The organism is Lactiplantibacillus sp. C232 (assembly GCF_023806725.1).
Classification (GTDB): domain Bacteria; phylum Bacillota; class Bacilli; order Lactobacillales; family Lactobacillaceae; genus Lactiplantibacillus; species Lactiplantibacillus plantarum.
Map to the genome: position 1 here is coordinate 107419 of NZ_JAMSKZ010000009.1, position 19153 is coordinate 126571.

Genomic DNA, 19153 nt, shown 5'->3' on the forward strand with positions numbered 1-19153 from the left:
AATTTTTATTCGAATAAATATCGATATTTATTCGCTTATTTACTCGCTAATGACTATTATTTGCTATAATTAAATTAATTATATGATGAGCGGGGGTATTAAAATGGGGAAACAAACATTCAGCGACATCTATCACGTTTTAAAGGACCGCATTCTCACGGGACACTACAGCGTTAAGATGCGATTACCCATTGAAGACGAATTAATTACAGAATTTGATAGCAGTCGCTATGCTGTTCGTAAGGCAATCGCACAACTAGCCAAAGACGGCCTAGTTTACAGCGTTAAGGGGCGCGGGGTGGTCTTATTGGAGCACACGCCACAAACCCAGCAATTCAATCTGGCTTTAAATAATCTCAACGGTCTGCAGAGCCTCAACGCGGAGCGCCACCTCGATTATCAGACCGAGGTCGTGGCCTTTCAGCAACGAATCGTTGACCAGCCGCTTAGCACACATACCGCTTTTGAAGTGGGTATTCCAGTGTATGCTATTCAACGGGTTCGGATCGTAGACGGTATTCGGGCAGTGCTGGACATTAACTATTTTAACGCCCAGCGCACTCCCACTCTGACTAAGACCATCGCCCAACGCTCAATTTATCAACACTTCAAAAAAAATGGTCTGAAAATTGCTGTCGTTAAAAGAATGCTACGAGTCGAATCCGCCACCGAACTCGACAAAGCTCAGCTAGCGCTCGGTGATAATAATTGCGTCGGTAATATGATTAGCATCGCATTTAACGATGAAGGACGCCAGGTTGAATACACTGAATCCCACTTTATTCCGAACGAATTTAACTTCAATGAATTAATTTGTAATTAAACCTTACCAACATTACTTAGCTGAATGGTCATCCGGACCATCCAGCTTTTTATTATGGTTACTTACTTTAGACCAATTCAGTCGGTGAATTAAATTTATCTGTGAATAAGTTTCAACATAAATTAAAAATATATTCGAATAAAATTTGACTAATGTGCTGAATTATTTATAATAAATATCATAAATGCTAATGGGGGTTAGCATTTATACCACGTTTCACTAGTGGCGCATTTGGGGTCAAGAGATTAGGTCGGTCATGGAGTAGAGAGAATTGAGCGTCACTAGACCAATTTGGTTTAGTGACTTTTTTATGCAAAAAAACTGTTGATTCGCAAGATTAAACTTGCCGAATCAACAGTTGCTTCAAAATACAATTTTAAGCTTAATACCGACGCTTCCGCCGGCTAACCGCTGCAGCACCTAATACTAATGTACTTGCTAATGCGATTCCCGCTAAACTAATCATCTGACTTGGCGCTTCATCAGTCTGTGGTAATGCTTGCCCCTTAGCCACTGCCAATGCGCTAGCCACCTTAGTTCGTAGAGCTTGTAATTGCGCTACTAACGCCGTATTATGATGCGCTTTAGCTTGTGCGATTGCCCGGTCAATCAAGTTGATCAGTGTTTCCTCATCCTTAATCTGATCGCCAACCACTGCTTCTTTTTGAACTTCCTCAAACGCCGTTTCCAATTCAGTCGCAGTTTCGTCCGTGACCCAGTCAGCTGTAATTTCATTGTCGACTTCTTCTTCGATTTGGTCGACAACTTCGTCTGGCGTCACACCAGCTTCGATTTCATCCTCAATATCGTCTTCAAATTCTTCTTCTGCGTCTTCAGCTTCTTCTTCGTCCTCAATCTCGTCAAAGTCAGGCATTTCAACATCGATGCTTGGATGAACTGGTTTGTCGTACTCTTCTTCTTCTTCGCCATTATCTGGCATTTCGATATCAATACTTGGATGTACCGGTTTGTCGTATTCTGGTTCTTCTTCTTCGCCATCGTCTGGCATCTCGATATCGATACTTGGATGTACCGGTTTGTCGTATTCTGGTTCTTCCCCCTCGCCGTCATCTGGCATTTCAATGTCGATACTTGGATGTACCGGTTTGTCGTATTCTGGCTCTTCGCCCTCGCCACCATCTGGTAATTCGGCATCAATACTTGGATGTACCGGTTTCTCATAGTCCGGAACTGGTTCTGGATCATTTTCATTATCAACATTATCCTGTAAATCCCAACGATGGGTCTCCGCCTTCACGTTGACTTTATTAGCAATGATGTTGCCATCAATATTTTGATTTGCATCAATTTCCGCCGCTGGGGCTAAAATACTGCCTTGAAATGGCCGGTCGACACTAATGACACCAGTTGCTAACTTGTCACTCGCGGTTGAATCATAGAAGTTCCAAAGCAAATGGTTATCACCAAAGTCTTCAGTTTCTTTATTATTCCGCTCCGTACCGTCATCATAAATGATTTTGATCTGCGAGTTAACTTGATAGTTGGTCGCACCTGCCGTATCAACATTAATAATGACAGTATTACCATCCGCATCTGCCGATAGTCCCTTGATTGTCAGCGGCGTACTCGTGTTTAAAACATCCGCTGACAGATTGATCACAATGTGTCCATCCGCATCAGGTTGCATATCCGTCATATCGATGACCCGCTGATTCATATCTTCAAAACTGTCACTCGTATAGGTGGCGTTCGCGGACGCTTCGCTAAGACTAGCGCTCAATTTTTCCAACTTAGCAAACTCTTTGTCAAAATCAATATAGACGTTACCATCTTTGTCTTGATAAACTTCAGAGGCAAGTAAATGGTCGATATAGACCCCGTTGACCATCGGCCGATTAGGATTCGAAACATCAATCTCAATATTTTCGCCAAAGATAACTTTATTGCTCCGCGTCTCACCAGCCGAAACAAACGAACTCCCAGCAATATTACTGATATTTTGAATATACGAAATATCTTTATCTAATAATTCTTCAATAATGTTCGTACCAAAGTTAACGTTGCCCACTAAGTTTTGCACCGCAACGTTCCCATTCGTATGGGCATGTAGTTCCGCTTCCCGTGCAAAAATATGGAATTGGGACGAAACCCCGAGCATGTTATGTAGATCCGGATAATCGTCCGTCACATTACCACCATCGGCAACGGCATCGTTTGCATGGGTCACAGCTTGACTAAGCGCCACCGCGACGGTCTGGGGCGTTGCAGTTGTCGTCGACTGGTCTTTAGTTGTCGTCGTTTGCTGGGCTACACTATCACTAGTCGTCGTACCGGCAATCTTAGCACTAGCATCGGTAGTTTTAGCAGCCGTTGCCGCGGTATCATTGCTGGTAGCTGAGTCAGTAGTCGCACCTTTATTAGAACTGGTTGTTGTCCGCGCAGCCGTTGCAGTGGCAGAATCAGTTGTGGTCGACGTCTCTTTTGTCGACTCTGAACCGGTTGTCGCATTCGTCTCTTTTGCCGTCTTTGAACCAGCTGTCGTATCTGAACCAGTTTCAGTATTGGCACTAGTTGTCTCATCCAAATTGGTGGTAGCGTTTGTATCAGTATCCGTTGCCGCCTTAGTTCCAGCCACTGTGCCAGCAGCAGTCTTTGAATTCGAACCATCGGTATCTAAAACCGGCTGATTTTGGTTAGTCACATCCGCTTCAGTTGTGGCCGCAGTCTTCAAAGTTTGTGTCTTAGCCGTGACTGATTTGGTTGTGCTTGAACTGGTTGATGCCGTATCAGTCCCCGTTGCAGTCGTTCCATCATCAGCCCGAGCCACCAGCGTTGTTGTGCCCATCGTCAAGATAACGGCACATGCAAACGCCCAGCGACGGCCAATTTTGTACATTTTAAAATTCGTCCGTTTTCGCTCCATCATTTACCCACCTAAAATATAGTTTATTAACTTTCCTTTAATTCAATTCTATTTTCACGCTTTTTCATACAACATTCAACTCTTTATATAATTTATTTTGTATTGTTATATAAACAGTGGATGACTGTCAATAGACGTGCCAGCAACCATTACAGGTCTTAACTAATCATAAGTTAGTATTTTTGTTATCTATTCGTTTACTTGGAATATCGATTATCATCACGCACTTATTTTACACAATGTCTCAAACCCACAAACAGCCGCCTAAAATTGGTCAATACTTGCCTCGCAGTACGAAAAATTTTGGTGTGAAAGCTCGTTTAAGCAATCACAACAGCCGCATATCCACACAAAAAAAGACTGGTCACAATCAACCAGTCTTCAATAATTTAATTAGTCACGTATTGACCAACGACGGTCAGTCCCGTTAACACTTTACGTCCATGTGGTGATTTGGTGTCAATGACTGCGGTTAATTCTTGCCCCGCAAGATTACCATGATGCTTACCGCCAGCCCATGCTGCAACCCCCGTTACATCATAAACGACACCATCAACCGCCACGTATGCGGGTTGACCATCCTGACCATTATATTTTGCTAATTCAGTTTGATTAAATGTCGCTGAATTCATGCCGAATCACTCCTTCACAATTTACCGTCATGATAAACTGGACTGCCAAGTAAAAGCAAGTGATCCGTTCTTAAACCAAATAATTGACCTATCTTGAACATAACGCGACATCAAACGATCGCCGAAGTAGTTATACCCCCACAACCATCTCGGTAATACCGGCCTAACCTTTGACCGACGAAACTTAATTGACTAGGTAACCATACTTACGTTAGCACCCAATTAATCGTACCCGTGATAGCAGTTGTGCTTATAAGTCTGCCAAAACTTAATCGCTGACCAATTACTGCTACCCACAACTACTTAATCTTAATACCTTATAACATCAGCGACGCCGTACCTCCTAGTACGGCGACCTTGTGAACCAGTACTGTTCATGTGTCCAGTACTGCCCCTAACTGCGTTATTAAAACGCACACCTCAGCCACTACTGCCCATTCAATGGGCTGCGTCGAAGCGTGACGTCTAGACACACCCCGTATCTAGGACGTCGATTGCTTATTGTCAAACAATTAATTACCTTGGGGTGGCCCGATCGTTGCGACCCGATGATTACCAGCCATACTGGTCGTAATACCTGAGATAACAGTTCCCATCGGATCGACTTGATTACTTGCTGCCAGCAACCGTTCTCGAACACGAACAACCGCATGTCTAATCGTCAATACCACCGTCGTTTTAACTGGTTGGAGCCGTTGTGTCAGTAGTGAAATCACTTCAACCAACATCTGCCCAGCAACCACCCAGTCACCCGGTTTAACGTTGAACTTAAATGTAGGCGATTCCAAAGCACTGGTTAATTGACCAATCCGTAGCCAGCCCACCAGACCGTCGGCCGCTCGAAAGCCAATTAACCGTTGATTGGCTGCCACGGCTGTGATAACCCCAGCAAAGGGCGCAACAATTTGATCCGTTGCCGGTATAATTTGCTGCTTAAATCCTAGTAACCCATATAAGTGAACCGTATTTGCAAGGGTCGTCACATTGATCACTTGGCGTTTAACCGGCGCAACTACGGGAATTAATGAGCTAATGACCACTGGCACACTTCTCACTTCCTTACTTTATAAATTGGCAACCATTCGTATTTAAATAACCTTAACAAACGTAACGTAAAAAACTTGTTTTCTTTAATATGTAAGTCAATTAGTTTAAGTCATTGACTGTTATCTTTACAACATAAACCATACCATAATTAAACTAGAATACCAGCATAATTAACGGTTTCGATTAAGGTTTACATCTGTTAGCGTTAATTCGTAAACTCAATTAACGAACGATGCTACTAAATAGCTGAAATTGGCCACCATAACCCCAATGTCGCACTCAATCAATCTTGTAGATTTGACATCATGTTTCCCCAATACGTCAATCAGGCAATGACGGTTAGGCCTACAATTTCAGTCAGACCGATTGCGAGCAAAAAAGAGCTTCCGGCTTTTATTCCGGGAGCTCAACCAGTCAACGTTATTTATTTTTAATCTCAGCCACTATTCAACCGTAACACGCATCCGCCCGTGCCGCTTTGAAAAATAGAGGTTCTGATCAACACGGTTGTACAAATCAATCGGACTACCATCGGCTTGATGCAGTGTCGAGACACCAACCGAAATCGACACATTGATTTCCTCGTCTTCATACTTAACAACGAGATGATTGACTGCTTCAAAGACCTGACGGACAATCACTTTGGTACTAGCCAGATCATAACCGGGAAACAGGACATTGAATTCTTCACCACCGGTGCGATACAGCTTGACCTTCTCGTCATTGGCGGCCAAGACCGTTGTGACCGTGGCGGCAACTTCTTGCAAAACGCGGTCCCCTGCAAGGTGCCCGTACGTGTCATTAACGTGCTTAAAGTGATCAATATCGAACATCATCATCGATAAGTTGAGATTGTTCTTGGCACTATCATCGAATAAATATTTGATATGTTCCGTGTAAGCGGCAAAGTTCTCAGTCTCAGTCAAAGCGTCGTGACTCGCAAACTGGGCCAACCGTAATTTAATCTCACTATCTTGGGTCAGCATATTAACGTAGGCGTACAATAATCCTGCAAAAATCATTAAGTAGCCATATTCTTGTAAAGTATTGTCCCAATCCAGCGAATATTTAAGCTTGATCAGGCCCCACAAGATTCCGCCGTAAAAAGCGACCGCGCCATAGTAATATAGCCAAGGATACCGATGCTTAGGTACCCACAGCCGTAGATAATTCATGCTCCAGAAAAATAGCACGAACACGACGGCGTAACTCCACGATTCCCAGTAAAAAATCGACTGGTCGAAAACCATGTACACTATGACCACAGGTAACAATGAATAATACGGCATTCGAATATTCAAAAAAAACGAGCAGAACACGACGGCAATCAAGTGAAAGTTAACAAACTCCCAACTATCTGCTTTACCGACGACCGACAGTTGCATGACAAACACAAAGACCAACATATAAATCACACCGTGCCAAGCATTGACGGTATCATCGTCAATGTTAATGTGACGGGCATGAAACCACGTCGTAATCCAATTAAAGAGGACCCAGTAAAGTGTTAGAACACCTAGTATAAAGAAAATACTCGTTACGAACGGCGAAATTCGCCAATTAGACCATGTCATCGTAAGGATCCTTTCTCAGCATCCGCCGTTGACCAATTGCCGACCATCATCGACTAACCGCGGTTTCCCATAATAGTAACCCTGGTGCCATTCAATACCTTGTTGTTCAGCCATCTTTTGATCACCCTGGTCTTCGACACCTTCCAGAATAAATTCCAGATGGTAAGACTGAGCAATATCACGCCAAAATGCTAATTCATGAGGAATGCGCTCCGCTTGCCCACTCATCCGTAAGTTTTGCATCGCAAACTTGATTTGATCAACAAACGGTAGTGCGTGGCGAATATTCTCAAACGTGTTCGAGCCCGTCCCCACGTCATCAATGCTTAATTTAATATCATGTTGGTGGAAAAAGAGACTATATTTTTGAATCTCGTTTAATGAAGGACATTCTGTCAACTCAATCGTCAGCGCGGCCGGATTCAACCTTTTTTTTAGGTAAATGATCGTCCCTAACATCAGGTCGTCCTCAGCTTGTTGCCGGTTTAAATTAAGGGCTAACACCTGATTAGTCGCTTTCGTCTGCAATTGACTAGCAAGTTGTTCTAATAATTCAGCTTGCTTATCTAATGATAATTCAGTGAACGACTTCGGAACGGCCCAGTGACCATTCATCTCTTTACGTAACAGTAATTCATAACCAAAAACAGCTCGATGGCTGTGATCAACTTGGGGTTGAACAAAAAAACGATACATTCATGAAGCCTCGCTTTTAATGATTTCTTTATGTCAATATAAATTGACAACTCCTGTAAAGTATAACCGCTTTTAACTAAAATATCGAGACATAGTTACAGACTTTAATTAAAAAAATTATTAAGGGTTATATGTAACCGTTATATTGACCGTAACAAAAAAGAACGTCGTGACGACCTCGTCATAACGCTCTTTTTACCAGTCTTAATTTCACTTAACCAACTTATCCCAGATGACGACTTTACCAGCTGTTAGCGACTTAGGAACGTCGATAATACGTTGATTGGAACTACCCCGAAATTGTAGCGAGAGATCCATCTTATCTTGTAAAAAGCGCCCATCTACCAAGATATCAATTAATGATAGCATCTTCAGTTTATCCTCAGAGTCTTGTTGCAATTCTTCCCAAGTATAACCTGACCACGACCAAATATCCTTCGTGTTTCCAAATTCGGAGCGAATGCGTTCACAAATCCGAATGCCGACTTGAGTATTTAGAAACGGTTCACCACCTAGCAACGTCAACCCTTGCACATAATCTTGCCCAAGGTCTTCAATAATCTGATCTTCCAATTCTTGTGAATACGGTTGTCCATAATGAAAATTTTGTGCCGCCACATTATAACAGCCTGGACAGTGGAATGGGCAGCCGCTCAAGTACAAGCTACAGCGGACCCCTTCCCCATCAACAAAGTTAAATGCCTTATAATCAGCAACATATTGTTCACTTAAGTCCTCTGCCAGCCATTCTTTGGGCATCGGATTGTTTGGTCCTTTCGTAGCGCGCGGCATTCTTAATCATCTCCGGAGACATATTTTTAGCACGGGACGCGATTTCAACGTGGCGACCATGTACCATTGGTCGTTGTTGTGGGTTACCTAGATACCCACACGTCCGCTTAACAACATCACAGTATTTAGGGTCGTGATTGCCACATTCTGGACAGACGAACCCACGGGCAGTGGCCTTGAACTCACCCTTAAACCCACACTTAAAACACTGGTCGATCGACGTATTCGTTCCCAAATAGCCGACATGATCATAGGCCCAGTCCCAGACGGCCTCCAAGGCTTTAGGATTCTGAGTCAAATTAGGATATTCACAATAATGAATAAAGCCGCCTGACGCATATTGTGGAAAACGTTCCTCCAAAGTTAATTTATCGAAGGGCGTCGGGTGCTTACGGACATCATAATGAAAACTATTCGTGTAATATTCCTTATCCGTAATATCTGCGATCCGGCCAAACTTCGCAATATCGTCACGACAGAACGTATCCGTCAACGATTCAGCCGGCGTTGAATACAGACTATAATGATAGCCACTTTCAGCCGCCCACTGCGCACACTTATCCCGTAACGCTTTCACCACGGTCTCCGCAAAAGCTAACGCGTGCTCGTCTTGTTCCCAGTTCGGACCAAAGAAGGTCGTGCAGACTTCATAAATTCCAATGTATCCCAGTGAAATAGTCGCCCGCTGATTTTTGAAGAGCTCATCGACATTACCACCTGCTGGTAGCCGCTTACCAAACGCCCCATACATGTATAAGAGTGGTGCATTTTCCGGCTTAGCTTCCTTCGTTCGTTCGATACGGTACGCGAGTGCTTCATGACAAGTCGCCATCCGTTCCTCGAAGATTTCCCAGAACAACTGTTGGTCCCCATGTGCGGCTAACGCGATTCGTGGCAGGTTGACTGTCACCACGCCCAAATTCATCCGGCCCGAGTTTACCTCGACACCATTTTCATCACGCCAACCTTGTAAGAAGGACCGGCACCCCATCGGCGTCTTAAAACTCCCCGTTAATTCCTTGATCTTGTCATACATTAAAAGGTCGGGATACATCCGCTTGGTCGAACACTCAATCGCGAGCATTTTAATATCATAATTGGGATCATTCGGACTTAAATTTAACCCCCGCTTCATCGTGAAGATCAATTTAGGAAAAATCGCAGTTCGGTGCTCCTTACCGAGTCCCTTGATTCGAATCTGGAGAATCGCCTTTTGAATTTCTCGTTCAATCCAACTAGTTCCTAGACCAAAATTGACCGTGGTAAACGGCGTCTGGCCCTGTGACGAATATAACGTATTGATTTCATACTCAAGGGCTTGCATCGCGTCATAGATATCTTTTTTAGTTTTGGCTTTCGCATAAGCTTCCCGCTGATCGGCAGGGACCCACTTTTTCGCATCAGTCATATGTTTTTGATAGTTGATTGCCGCATAGGGAGCCAATAATTGGTCGACCCGGTTAGCGGAACAGCCACCATACTGTAATGAAGCCACGTTGGCAATGATCTGCGCCATTTGCGCTGTGGCCGTTTGAATCGACCGGGGTGAGGCAACTTCGGCGTTCCCAATCTTATACCCATTTTTGAACATGCCGTCAAAATCAATCAAGCAACAGTTCGTTTCAGGCGTGACTGGTGAATAATCGAGATCATGCCAATGGATATCGCCACGCAGATGCGCCTTAGCCACGACATCTGGTAGCATCTTCAAGCCCATGGCGCGACTTGCAGCACCGGCTTCTAAGTCGCGTTGCGTGTTAAAAATCGTACTATCCTTATTTGCATTTTCATGCACAACGCTGGCATCGCGCTCAAACAACTTTTCAATCCGTCCTTGAACATTAGTTGCTGCCGCAAACCGCTGCTGTTCAGCTTCAAAGTAATCCTGATATGCCTTAGCTGCCGCGGTCAGGCCTTGCGCATTCAAAATCTGCATCATGGTACTACGTAGCTCCCGAGTATCAATGTTGTCAGCATCTTGATACTGGGCAACAAGGGCCTGCTTGACGACCCGTACCTCGTCATCAGTCGCTAACAACCGTCGTAAGACAAAGTCAATTTTATACGGATGAAATTTCGTTTGTGCGCCACCCCGCTTTGTGACGGTCAGTGGCCGTAATTGGTCTAATATATCGTTAGTTGTCGTTGTTAGCATCTTAATTCCCCACTTTTCAAAGTCATTGATTGAATACAATTGATAGTGCGTTCTGTTTGAATCAATACTATATATAGTAGCTCATTTCCATTAACTTGCCCATTGCCAAAATTAACTGTCACCTTCAGTTGTGTACACCAAATCGCTTTAATCGTCCGGTTAGTGCGTCTTTGGAATATTTAAAAAATATTTTTTATACTGTTTTTTATCTAATATCAGAATATTTAATCAATCTCGTTAACTACCGAACCAACCTTGATACGGCTTGCTTTCAATATTTTTCACACGCCATAAACCGAATTTTAATTCGTTAAAAATTAAGCTGAACACAACCAAGTTGTTGTAAACTGATTAACTTATGACTATTTTGTTTAACTCATGCGGCGGATTCGCTATAATGAAATTAAGTCCTCATTGAGGGATGTGGACATTGGAGGAGAGAATAATTATGCAAAAAAGCAGGGGAATAATCGTTGGCTTGTTGTTGACAGGGCTACTGACAGGATGCCATTCTGCCACTGACACACAAACGCCCACCGTTCAACCAGCAACATCAAAAGTCAGCGCCGTTCGCTCAGTCACGACTCGGGATTTCTTAGGTCGCTGGGTCAGCGCTAGACCAGCAATGAGTCTGTACCTCAGTACCAATCATCAAGTTGCTTGGTTCCGACGCGGACATACGCCCATTCGTAGTCGCGCAACGTTAACGTTAAGTGATACACGTGCCACGTTCACAATCGATCACAATGTTGCAAAACTGACCCTCAACGACGCTAATCAAATGACCATGAATTATCAAGGGACTAATATCGCACTGATTAAAGATCCAAATTGGCAGCCTGAACACAACCAGGTTCCCACCACAACTAATGACGCCTTAAAGGCGGGCACCTTAACGCCAACATTTAAATTGTCGTACTAATTGAAGGCCACACCACATTTGCACGTTGACTTGTGTGAGTGTGGTGTGTTTTTTAGGGCCTGACAACTAGCGAACGGCTTGCTTCTGTCAACCGTGCTCTCTATAATTAAATTAATATGACTAATCAATGGAGGAACATCAAATGATTCGACCAATTGTGCATGATCCCGCCGCGCTTAGTGTCCCTGCTGACTTAGCAACCCCTGCAGACACTCAAGTCTTGACTGATTTACTGGATACCCTCGCCGCACACACCGATAATTGCGTTGGAATGGCCGCGAATATGATTGGGGTCAACAAACAAATTATTGTCGTGCAACTCGGTCCCTTTGCAATTGCAATGATCAATCCGAAGATCATTGATCATCACGGCACTTACGAGACTAAGGAAGGCTGCCTGTCCTTACCTGGTGAACGTCCGACTAGCCGCTATCACCAAATCACGGTGAAATATAAAGATCAACACTTTAAACCGCAACAACAACGATTCAACGACTTCACAGCACAAATTATTCAACACGAATTAGATCACTGTGCAGGGAAACTGATTTAATTGTGCCTACTTCTAACTGAGCGGGAATAAATATTCAGTTTGCTGAACTTGTTGACATTTATGAAAGATAGGACTGGTTTTATGACAACTTTAGCTTATAATGGCGAGACAGCAATTCCTGCACTCGCTCAGCAGCGTCGACACCAAGCTCATCACGCGCTCGGTACCGACATTGATTTGACCCTTTTTGGTAGTGATAGTGACCAGTACCTACAAGCTGCTTGCGATCTTATCGACCAATATGAAGACCGCTTGACTGTCAACCGGACTGTTTCTGAGGTCATGGCAATCAACCAGGCGGCGGGCCAACACCCCGTTCAAGTGAGCGCCGCCACCTATACACTCGTTCGGCAAGCTGTCGAACTCAGTCGACAACATTTTGGTTTCAATGCGTTGATTGGTCCGCTCGTGAAACTCTGGCACATTGGTTTTACTAACGCGCACGTCCCTGAACAGTCTGCAATTAACGAACGATTGGCCTTGATCGACCCCGAAGCCGTCATTTGTAATGACGCTGATTTCAGTGTGCTTCTCAAGGTCACGGGAATGGAGCTGGATCTAGGCGCAATTGCCAAGGGCTACATTGCCGACCGCATTCAAGATTACTGGGAAGCATTTGGACAGCGGGCCGGAATGATCAACCTAGGTGGTAATCTGTTAATGGTGGGGACGTCCCCACTTCATCCGGGTGGGCAATGGCGCGTTGGTATCCAAGATCCCACCACTGACCGCGGTAACGCGATTGCCAGCGTTACGATTGGCCCCTGCTCGGCCGTGACCAGCGGTATTTACGAGCGGCACCTTGAATTTAACGGCCAGTCCTACCACCACATCTTAGATTCGCAAACGGGTTATCCCCGACAAAACGACCTTGAAAGTGTCACCGTTTTCTCGAAAGCTTCCATTGATGGTGAAATCGAAACGACGCGGCTCTTCTTTGCGGGCCAACCGATTCCCGATTGGGCAACTCAGCGACCCGATATTTACGGCGCCATTTTTGTGACTAAACAACGTGAGCTTCAAATCGTTGGCTTATCACCTGAACAAGTTACCTTACTCGATGACCGGTTTACAATAATTTAGACCACAAAATAAGCTAGGTCCTCCAAGAAATTAACTTCTTGAAGGACCTAGCTTATTTTATGGTCCACTTACAGGCTAGCATTTAATTTGCAGTTGACTTTAGATGCGGTACGTTCGACATTAAAACCATTTTAATCAAGCACAGCTAAATGGCAAAAATATAGCCGTTTTAGTTAAAATAACGCGACCTAATCCGCTGGTAGCTTAGCCTCTAAGCAATCAATAATCGCACGGACATCATCCGTTGTCTTCGTCTGCATTAATTCATTGCGCAATTCGGCCGCATGACGCATACCGCGAACATAAATCTTAAAGAAGCGTTGAAGCGGTGCGAAATGCCCTTGTAGACCTAAGCCAATAAATTGATCATACAGATCTACTTGATACCGTAACAATTCTAGCATGTCACGCGTTGAATGAGGCTGGGGAATCGGTTCAAAAGCGTATGGGTTCTGAAAAATACCGCGGCCAATCATGATACCATCGACTCCTGGATGGGCTTTGGCAAGCTTCAGACCAGCCTGATAATCCAGGATATCCCCGTTAATTTGTAATAGCGTCGCTGGTGCCAAAGTATCACGCATTTGAACTAAATTATCAATTAACTCATAATGCGCTGGTACCTTGCTCATCTCCATCTTCGTGCGCACGTGAACCGTTAACACGGGAACCTGCTGTTGCAACAAAAATGGAATCCAAGTCTCGTACTCATGCACATCGTCAAAGCCCAACCGCGTCTTAACACTAACGGGAAGCTCTGCTTGACGTGCGCCCTCAATCACTTCTTTGGCACGATCAAAATGTCGGATTAAATCACTACCACTATGATTTTTAATGACCGCCATATCTGGGCAGCCCATATTAAGATCAATGGCTTGATAACCTTGATTCTTCACTTCATGGGCCGCTTTCGTAAAGTCCTCACCACTATTGCCCCAAAGTTGAACGATTGGTCGGGGCGACTCGGCCTCATCAACATATAGTCGTCCCCGCGTTGTAAACTTAGCCTTCGGGTGAGTAATGCTTAACGCATTCGTAAATTCAGTATAAAAGACATCGGGGGCCGCAGCGCGCATCACGACCCGGCGAAAAACGGAGCCGGTCACGGCTTCCATCGGTGCTAAACTAAAAAACGGTCGCTGGGCGGCCTGAGCTTTGGCCGCGATCCGTTGCCAATATGGCGACTGCGTCATAGTTATTCATTCCCTTCTAGATAATAATCACTTATCCATAATAGCGGTGTTCCACGTTGAAGCGCAAGTATTTTGGCGGCCGCACTAACATAATTCGCCAATCACAAGCCAAAATAAAAGTCCGGCGTTAACCGGACTCGCAATAATAGCTAAGTTGATAAGTTTAATTGTCGCTTTAACGAATTAAAACCAGTGCCCACAGCAATAGTCCAATAACGAGTACCAAGTTTAACAATTCCATCCGCAAATCAGCGAACTTCAGTGAGCTGAATGAGATACCGGCAGTTGTATCCATATATCGGAAGAAAATCCCACTTAAAACTAAACCAACTAACAATACAAATAGAACCATCATTCCCGTCATCATCATCACAAACTCAACTCCTTATTTAGTAAAATTCTTGGGCTCTTTGAAACCATGTTTATAGTAGTCCAGCAGCTACTTTCAAGCAAGTATTTCCGGCCGAAAAACTGGCGTTCTTAGCATATTATTATTAACTAAACGATACCAATCATTCCCAGCAAAAAGGTTCTTTCAGGAACAACTAAAACTCCGAAAGAACTTTTTTAAATCGCCATTAATTCCGCCGTCAACTTAGTCGCTCAGACTAAAGTAACCGATTGGACTAGTCTTGCACTTCGAAATAATCATTGAGAAATCGAATTGTGCCCACACACTTGTTAATTAATCAGTTGTTTTATGGCGCCGTTGTTGCTTGCTAAAACCAAATAAGCTAGTTGCGGCCAATAATACGAAGCCCAATACGGTCAAAACTCGATTGGTTTGTTCACCAGTCTGTGGTAACGTGGCCGTTTTAGTTGCGGTCGTTGGCACCGTCTGCTGGGTCACTGGCTTAGCCATTGCCGGACTCGTCGTCGTCCGCAATACCGTTGTGGCTTGTCGTGGCTGCGTCGTAACAACCCGCTGCGCTGTTGGGACGGAAGCTGAACTTGACTGATTAAGAGTGGGCTTGGCCGGGGTCGCTTGTGGTGCCGCCGACTGATTAGTGCTGGTTGACGTGCCAGTTGAATGACTAACGACTGGTCGTTCGCCCACAGGTTTTTCAGTCATTGGCTTTTCGGCCGCTGCTGTTAAGGTTGCCAAGGTCCGGGCGCGCACGGTCGTTAATCCAGCTTGAGCTTGGGACAATTCCCGCTGTGCAGTAACGACCTGATCTTGAGTACCCGCAACGCGCTGCAACTTAGCTGTCACCGCTGCTTTCGCCTGATTAACTGCTGCTTGGGGCTGAACAATATCATAATCTCTTTGTGCCATTTGGAAGTCGCGGCTCGTGCCACTGACTTCAATTTTGGCGTTGGCTAATTCTTCTTCTGCCATCATCACGTGCTCATTAGTCTTATCAAGGTTAGCTTGTGCCGCTGTTAACGTCTCTTGCACCGTTTTCAGCTTTGCCTGAGTAGTTTGTAACGTGACTTTGTTGGCCGCACTGTTATCCTTATCGAAGTTGCTCTGGGCTACTTGAACAGCAGCTTGTGACTTAGTCACTGCCGCTTGCGCCGTCGTTACCGCAGTTTGGCTTGTCTTTTTAGTTGCCAATTGTTCATCAAGTGCTTTCGTTGCCTTGACGTGCCGGTCAGTGGCTGCTTGCTTAAGTACGCCCATATGCGTCTGAATCTTTTGATTCTTGGCTAACGTTTTGTTGGCAGCGTCTAACGTGGTTTGCGCCGCTTGCAGATCACTCATAGCCGTTTTGACTGCCGTAGTAGCCATGGTTAATGCTTGCACCGCTTGCGTTACCTGGTAGTGGGCCGCCTTAACAGCTGGGTTATTTTCGACCTGACTTGCTAAACTGACCGTGCCATTCATCCTTACTGCCTGACCGGTTCGAGTGTTAGATTCGGCTGCATGTACCGTCATTTTCTGGGCCATGATGCCCCCTGTTAACATGGTGATTCCCATCACTATCTTAAGCGCTTTTGACATACTAAACTAATCCCCTTTTAAAAAGTATTGCCCAGCCATGACCAGCATGATGATCAATATGAAACTGCTGGAACTATTTCATTTTGCCGGATTCAATTTCAAAAGCAAGGAAAGTTAGTGATTCAGCGTATTTGTAATCACCAACCACTCAACAACTTTCATCCACATCACCAAAATAATTATATCTAGATGTCATTACTGCCTCCCTCAACACGAGTCCCCATCCACAATTAAACGGTAACGAATAATCATCACCGCTAACAAATGTTAACCCGCACCATGATTTCATTAGTGACCCATTCTCAATAAAAAAAATAACTAATATTTCGATTACCGTAGCGGCCTCACAATATTGATACTAATTTATACCGTTACTTAATTAGGTGGGCCCCGCCATCGGTGTTAGAATAGAATTTAACCTAAAGAAAAGTGTGACTGCTATGACCATTAATGACCTCCAAGCATTCGTGATGGTGTACGATTTACGCCACATTTCTAACGCTGCCGTAGAACTCCACTTATCACAATCGGAATTGTCCAAACGAATGCGAGCCCTTGAGAACGAACTGAACATTAAACTACTAGATACACACAACAAGCGCCGTCTACAAATCACGCCAGCTGGTGAAACGTTCTATCATCATGCGCATAAAATGATTACAGACTATGAGACCATGATGCACGATTTGGCACCGAATCGGCCAACGACATTTGCCAAGCTCATCATTGGCGCCATTCCAATCTCAGGTCAATATAACATTGCCAAAAAGATCGCCACTTTTGATACTCAGCATCCTGATACTGAAATCAAAATCATCGAGGATGAGGGCGACCAAATCGTCAAACGGTTACTGAGTGGTGAGCTACAAGCGGCCATCATTCGCGATACTCAGACGACCCAATTGCAACCCACCGAATTTCAAAAACAACCACTACTCGCTGACGAACTCAAAATTATTTTACCGCGTGATCACCCCCTAGCTACCCAGCCAGTCATTCGGATTCAAGACTTAGCGCGGCAGAAAATTGCAACGTTACCACCGGGCTCCGGTGTTTACGAACCGATCAACGCACTCTTTGCTCAGCAAGGCATGACGCCCCAATTCTTCTTTGAAAGTACGCATATTGAAACGCTCCTGGGCATTCTCAATCAAAATAACGTGACTTTCTTATTTAAACAATCGGTACTTCCGTTCATGACTGAACACGTGGTCATGCGCTCACTCGCCATCCCGTTCATCAGTCAACTGAACTTTGTATATCCCCAGCGAACGGGGAACCAGTTACTCACCGACTTAATTGACTACTTGACGGTGACTGCCCAGGAAAATCAACAAGTTTAAAAAATACCCTTTTCATCCGACCAACCGGCCGTTTGAAAAGGGTATTTTTTAAACTTATCCGCTTATGCCAACCCAACGAGGTGGAACCAGAACATCTCAACTAACGCAACGACAAAGACAACCGCCGTCAGTGGGATTCCTAACCGCATCACGTCTTTTTGTGTGTAACCCCCACCAGTATCGGGGTCGCTTCCAACTAAGACAGCGAGGTTGTGGAACGGTAAAATATAATGCAAGTTTGTCACCGAGAAGACTAGTAACGATACGGCCAAGGGTGAAATTCCCATATGAGCCGTGGCCGCTACGAAGGCCGGAATCGTAATCCCCATCACCGCAATGACAGAACCCATGAACATGTGGATAATCATGGCAAAAACAGTAATCACAATCGCTAATAAATAAATATTAGTTGGCAAGTTGCTTGGAATCAAGGTCTTCGCAATCCAATTATTCATGCCAGTCACACCACCGACATTCCCGATTGCGATTGCCGAAGTCAAGAACACGAGCACGTTCACGGGAACACCTTCCCATGATTTGGCCGTTAAGATCCCGCCAACTACTGGGAGACTCATCATCAGCGCAACGATCAATGTCAACCAACCAACGTCCAACCCGGTGATCCCACTCGTTAACCAGAGTGCAATCGCAATGATCAGCCAAATAATTGTTCGAATTTCCTTCCCCGTCATACCACCCAACTGGGCTTGTTGTTGCTTCAACGCTTCCACATCGATGTGGACTTCCTGACTAGGTTTGAAGAGGAATAAGAACAGAAACATGGTTAAGATGGCCGCAATGATCATGGGCACGCCCATGTAGATAAAGTAAGAGACAAAGTTGACGCTCTGACCAGAGGCCTGTACTGCCAACGGATTTAGTGACGTATCACCAGTATAAAAGACCCCGGATAGCGGACAGGACGCAGCAAAGACAGCGAGGCCTAGCTTAGCCAAATCGCGTTTGGGCATCTTCGCCGTTTCCGCGACCACCGTAATGACGGACATAATCATGAACGCCCGAGGCCATGGATGGGGAATCAGGAGTGCGAGGATAAAAGTCAGGGCAAAAATCGAAATCACAATCCCCTTCCAACTCCGCACAAACTTGATAATGAATGCGTACGCGATGCGTTGACCCAAACCAGATTCATTAACTGCCCCCGCAATCAAGTACGCCCCAATTACGAGCCACATAATTGAACCAGTCCACGCCGACGAAAAGACCTGTGACGGTGTCGCCACGTTCATAATAATGAGCAACATTAAGTAAATCCCACCAACGAACGCGGGTTGCGCGATTTGGGTGGCCCACCAGACGACCGTCATCAAACTAAGTGCCAAGTCCATCTGCCCCTTAGCTGACAAGCCGGCAATCGGCAAGAAGTAAATAATGGCAAATACGGCGATTCCGCTGAAAAAGCCAATCGTTTTCTTGTTCACGAGCTACATGCTCCCTTCAATTTTGACAGCAAAAAGCCCCCCGACCAGCACACTTCCGTTGGTCTGGCG

At 44.9% G+C, this 19153-nt stretch carries 16 protein-coding genes; 5 read left to right on the forward strand and 11 right to left on the reverse strand.

Translation table 11 applies throughout. The features are described 5' to 3' along the window. Positions 1 to 103 precede the first annotated feature (103 nt). Positions 104 to 823 (forward strand): UTRA domain-containing protein, encoded by a 720-nt coding sequence (locus tag MZO41_RS10080; protein WP_013355893.1) that lies wholly within the window; start codon positions 104 to 106, stop codon positions 821 to 823. A gap of 382 nt (positions 824 to 1205) precedes the next feature. Here the strand turns inward: MZO41_RS10080 and MZO41_RS10085 are convergent, their stop codons facing one another. The 7 genes from MZO41_RS10085 to nrdD form a co-directional block, all read right to left on the reverse strand. After that, positions 1206 to 3707: a collagen-binding domain-containing protein gene (locus tag MZO41_RS10085; RefSeq protein WP_021356589.1), complete on the reverse strand. Its 2502-nt coding sequence runs from the start codon at positions 3705 to 3707 to the stop codon at positions 1206 to 1208. Between the two features lie 389 nt (positions 3708 to 4096). Beyond that, positions 4097 to 4339, reverse strand: coding sequence for a cytochrome b5 domain-containing protein (locus MZO41_RS10090; protein WP_003642199.1), 243 nt, complete (start codon positions 4337 to 4339; stop codon positions 4097 to 4099). 512 nt (positions 4340 to 4851) lie between these two features. Further along, positions 4852 to 5385 (reverse strand): PTS sugar transporter subunit IIA, encoded by a 534-nt coding sequence (locus tag MZO41_RS10095; protein ID WP_003644786.1) that lies wholly within the window; start codon positions 5383 to 5385, stop codon positions 4852 to 4854. Positions 5386 to 5829: 444 nt separating this feature from the next. Next, positions 5830 to 6960 carry a GGDEF domain-containing protein gene (locus tag MZO41_RS10100; RefSeq protein WP_003642201.1) on the reverse strand — a complete coding sequence of 377 codons (1131 nt, stop codon included), beginning with the start codon at positions 6958 to 6960 and terminating at the stop codon, positions 5830 to 5832. A gap of 15 nt (positions 6961 to 6975) precedes the next feature. Further along, complete coding sequence (locus MZO41_RS10105) at positions 6976 to 7656, reverse strand: EAL domain-containing protein (protein ID WP_003642202.1); 681 nt, start codon at positions 7654 to 7656, stop codon at positions 6976 to 6978. Between the two features lie 210 nt (positions 7657 to 7866). Further along, positions 7867 to 8415 (reverse strand): anaerobic ribonucleoside-triphosphate reductase activating protein, encoded by a 549-nt coding sequence (nrdG, locus tag MZO41_RS10110; protein ID WP_003642203.1) that lies wholly within the window; start codon positions 8413 to 8415, stop codon positions 7867 to 7869. Next, the gene (gene nrdD, locus MZO41_RS10115; RefSeq protein WP_003644788.1) at positions 8381 to 10603 is read right to left on the reverse strand and encodes an anaerobic ribonucleoside-triphosphate reductase; all 2223 of its coding nucleotides are present in this window, start codon (positions 10601 to 10603) and stop codon (positions 8381 to 8383) included. Before nrdD ends, nrdG begins: the two co-directional genes overlap by 35 nt. 448 nt (positions 10604 to 11051) lie before the next feature. Between nrdD and MZO41_RS10120 the strand changes: the two genes are divergently transcribed. From MZO41_RS10120 to MZO41_RS10130, 3 genes are all read left to right on the forward strand, one after another. Then, on the forward strand, positions 11052 to 11525 hold the full coding sequence (locus MZO41_RS10120; protein ID WP_003644789.1) for a lipoprotein: 474 nt from the start codon (positions 11052 to 11054) through the stop codon (positions 11523 to 11525). A 142-nt stretch (positions 11526 to 11667) separates the two neighbouring features. Continuing rightward, positions 11668 to 12078, forward strand: a complete 411-nt coding sequence (locus MZO41_RS10125; RefSeq protein WP_003644790.1) for a peptide deformylase — start codon at positions 11668 to 11670, stop codon at positions 12076 to 12078. Between the two features lie 81 nt (positions 12079 to 12159). Then, positions 12160 to 13161 carry an FAD:protein FMN transferase gene (locus MZO41_RS10130; protein ID WP_003644791.1) on the forward strand — a complete coding sequence of 334 codons (1002 nt, stop codon included), beginning with the start codon at positions 12160 to 12162 and terminating at the stop codon, positions 13159 to 13161. A gap of 188 nt (positions 13162 to 13349) precedes the next feature. On the opposite strand, the gene MZO41_RS10135 is transcribed toward MZO41_RS10130, so the two are convergent. The 3 genes from MZO41_RS10135 to MZO41_RS10145 form a co-directional block, all read right to left on the reverse strand. Further along, entirely contained in the window at positions 13350 to 14354 is a 1005-nt protein-coding gene (locus tag MZO41_RS10135; protein WP_003644792.1) for a tRNA dihydrouridine synthase, read from the reverse strand. Between the two features lie 175 nt (positions 14355 to 14529). Beyond that, entirely contained in the window at positions 14530 to 14724 is a 195-nt protein-coding gene (locus tag MZO41_RS10140) for a hypothetical protein (protein ID WP_003642209.1), read from the reverse strand. 315 nt (positions 14725 to 15039) lie between these two features. Continuing rightward, on the reverse strand, positions 15040 to 16299 hold the full coding sequence (locus MZO41_RS10145; RefSeq protein WP_003644794.1) for an LPXTG cell wall anchor domain-containing protein: 1260 nt from the start codon (positions 16297 to 16299) through the stop codon (positions 15040 to 15042). A 440-nt stretch (positions 16300 to 16739) separates the two neighbouring features. Here MZO41_RS10145 and MZO41_RS10150 point away from each other — a divergent pair, with 440 nt between their 5' ends. Then, the gene (locus MZO41_RS10150; RefSeq protein WP_003642212.1) at positions 16740 to 17642 is read left to right on the forward strand and encodes a LysR family transcriptional regulator; all 903 of its coding nucleotides are present in this window, start codon (positions 16740 to 16742) and stop codon (positions 17640 to 17642) included. Between the two features lie 62 nt (positions 17643 to 17704). On the opposite strand, the gene MZO41_RS10155 is transcribed toward MZO41_RS10150, so the two are convergent. Further along, positions 17705 to 19084: an SLC13 family permease gene (locus MZO41_RS10155; RefSeq protein ID WP_003644795.1), complete on the reverse strand. Its 1380-nt coding sequence runs from the start codon at positions 19082 to 19084 to the stop codon at positions 17705 to 17707. Positions 19085 to 19153: the final 69 nt, after the last annotated feature.

Coding starts and splice junctions, on each gene's coding strand:
- MZO41_RS10150 (WP_003642212.1), top strand. CDS start 16,740: ATGACCATTAATGACCTCCAAGCATTCGTGATGGTGTACGATTTACGC.
- MZO41_RS10100 (WP_003642201.1), bottom strand. CDS start 6,960: ATGACATGGTCTAATTGGCGAATTTCGCCGTTCGTAACGAGTATTTTC.
- MZO41_RS10145 (WP_003644794.1), bottom strand. CDS start 16,299: ATGTCAAAAGCGCTTAAGATAGTGATGGGAATCACCATGTTAACAGGG.
- MZO41_RS10130 (WP_003644791.1), top strand. CDS start 12,160: ATGACAACTTTAGCTTATAATGGCGAGACAGCAATTCCTGCACTCGCT.
- MZO41_RS10085 (WP_021356589.1), bottom strand. CDS start 3,707: ATGGAGCGAAAACGGACGAATTTTAAAATGTACAAAATTGGCCGTCGC.
- nrdD (WP_003644788.1), bottom strand. CDS start 10,603: ATGCTAACAACGACAACTAACGATATATTAGACCAATTACGGCCACTG.
- MZO41_RS10090 (WP_003642199.1), bottom strand. CDS start 4,339: ATGAATTCAGCGACATTTAATCAAACTGAATTAGCAAAATATAATGGT.
- MZO41_RS10140 (WP_003642209.1), bottom strand. CDS start 14,724: ATGATGATGACGGGAATGATGGTTCTATTTGTATTGTTAGTTGGTTTA.
- nrdG (WP_003642203.1), bottom strand. CDS start 8,415: ATGCCCAAAGAATGGCTGGCAGAGGACTTAAGTGAACAATATGTTGCT.
- MZO41_RS10120 (WP_003644789.1), top strand. CDS start 11,052: ATGCAAAAAAGCAGGGGAATAATCGTTGGCTTGTTGTTGACAGGGCTA.
- MZO41_RS10105 (WP_003642202.1), bottom strand. CDS start 7,656: ATGTATCGTTTTTTTGTTCAACCCCAAGTTGATCACAGCCATCGAGCT.
- MZO41_RS10135 (WP_003644792.1), bottom strand. CDS start 14,354: ATGACGCAGTCGCCATATTGGCAACGGATCGCGGCCAAAGCTCAGGCC.
- MZO41_RS10080 (WP_013355893.1), top strand. CDS start 104: ATGGGGAAACAAACATTCAGCGACATCTATCACGTTTTAAAGGACCGC.
- MZO41_RS10125 (WP_003644790.1), top strand. CDS start 11,668: ATGATTCGACCAATTGTGCATGATCCCGCCGCGCTTAGTGTCCCTGCT.